At 47.5% G+C, this 1,961-nt stretch carries 2 protein-coding genes; both read right to left on the reverse strand.

The window, feature by feature from the left end; genetic code table 11:
- Nucleotides 1–162: 162 nt before the first annotated feature.
- On the reverse strand, nt 163–1,221 hold the full coding sequence (gene pyrC / locus B7Y67_RS16415; protein ID WP_293599548.1) for a dihydroorotase: 1,059 nt from the start codon (nt 1,219–1,221) through the stop codon (nt 163–165).
- Between the two features lie 2 nt (nt 1,222–1,223).
- Nucleotides 1,224–1,961 (reverse strand): MOFRL family protein (locus B7Y67_RS16420; protein ID WP_293599549.1); only part of this gene is annotated, 738 nt, incomplete at its 5' end.

Raw genomic sequence — 1,961 nt, forward strand, 5'->3', positions numbered from 1 at the left:
ACGTCACCGTGGATGGCCGTTAGCCATCACCCTTCCCTATGGAGTCCGGACTTTCCTCCCCCTCAATAAAGAGGCGGCGATTGCCCAATTGACTCTGCGCCTGCAGTCTAACGCAGTCGCAGAAATTAAGTCTAAAAATGAATTAGGGAAGTATTGAATGGCTTAAGCCAAAGTCCAAGCGATGGTCTCACCAGCACGTAGCGGCACAATCGTGGCATCACCCAAAGGTAGTTCTGCTGGAATGCTTTGTGCCTGCTTCACCAAAGAAATGCTCTTGGTATTACGGGGTAGTGAATAAAAGTCTGGCCCGTAAAAACTAGCGAAACCTTCAAGCTTATCTAACTTGTCAACACTCTCAAATGCCTCAGCATATAAACCTAAAGCATTGAAAGCACTGTAACAACCAGCACAACCGCAAGCAGCCTCTTTGGCACCCTTGGCGTGTGGCGCACTATCGGTGCCCAAGAAAAATCTCGGGCTGCCACTCGTTGCGGCTTCTAGCAAAGCAACGCGATGCTCTTCACGCTTTAGTACTGGCAAGCAATAATTGTGTGGGCGAATGCCCCCAGCAAAAATCGCATTACGGTTCATGAGTAAATGTTGTGGAGTAATGGTTGCGGCTAGTGTATTTTTTCCAGCAGTTTGTGCATCACGCACATAGTGTGCAGCTTGCTTAGTAGTGATGTGTTCAAACACAATCTTCAGCTCAGGAAAATCTTTACGCAAAGGCTCGAGCACTTGATCAATAAATACTGCCTCACGATCAAAGATATCAATATGCGCACTAGTGACCTCACCATGCACTAATAAGGGCATATCGACAGACTGCATTGCCTCAAGCGCAGCATAACAACGCTTGATATCGCTGACCCCTGCATCACTATTGGTTGTTGCGCCAGCCGGGTATAGTTTAAATCCAACAATGCCAGCCTCTTTTGCCTTGCGCACCTCATCAGCTGATGTGTTATCAGTGAGATATAAAGTCATCAAAGGAGTAAAGCTCTTCACAGCCAAAGATTGAAGGCTCGCTTCAATCCGAGCGCGATAGGCATTTGCCAAATCCACTGTCGTCACAGGTGGCTTCAAGTTCGGCATGATGATGGCGCGGGCGAATTGGCGCGCAGTATCTGCCAATACATCTTTCATAACTTCACCATCACGAATATGTAAGTGCCAGTCGTCCGGCTGAATCAGTTGAATCTGTATTGGGCTAATGGTCATAATTAAGTATCAAGCAAGATGATGCGGAAATCATTTACATTCGTCAGTGTAGGGCCAGTTTCCACCAAGGCATCTAATTGTGCAAAAAAATCGTAGCAATTGTGCTGAGTTAAATACTGCGCAGGAATGAGACCTTCCTTGCTTGCAGCCAAGCGAGTCTCGGGAGTAAACCACGCACCGGCATTCCTCTCACTCCCATCAATCCCATCCGTATCGGCCGCCAATGCCGCCAATTTAGGAAACTCCTGAGAAGCGGCAAACAGTGAGAGTAAGTATTCGCTGCAACGCCCACCACGACCTTTTATTCCATTGGGAATAGTGACGGTGCACTCACCACCTGAAATGAGGGCAATGGGTTTACCAGTCTTAGCCGATAAATGTTGACGCACCAAAGCCGCTTGCTCAACACCAACATCTCTAGCCTCACCAGTTACAGTATCACCCAAGATCACCGGTTCATAGCCTTGTGTACGGACGTAATCTGCTGCAGCCTCAAGACTCTTATACGCAGTAGCAATCACATGATTGTTTACTAGAGCGCCCTTTAGATCAGCTTCTTTTAAAGTCTCAGGAACCTCACCAGCAAGACCACGCTTTAAGTGGGATAAAACAGATGATGGAATAGCATCGGCACTTAGCTCATACTTATCCAGAATATCCAAGGCATCTTGATAGGTTGAGTAATCTGGAGCACAAGGGCCACTGGCAATATCCGCGGGTGCATCTCCTGTGACATCAGA

The sequence above is a fragment of the Polynucleobacter sp. 35-46-11 genome (genome assembly GCF_002281105.1).

Excerpts from the sequence above, each read along its gene's own strand:
- pyrC (WP_293599548.1), bottom strand. The coding sequence starts at position 1,221 with ATGACCATTAGCCCAATACAGATTCAACTGATTCAGCCGGACGACTGG.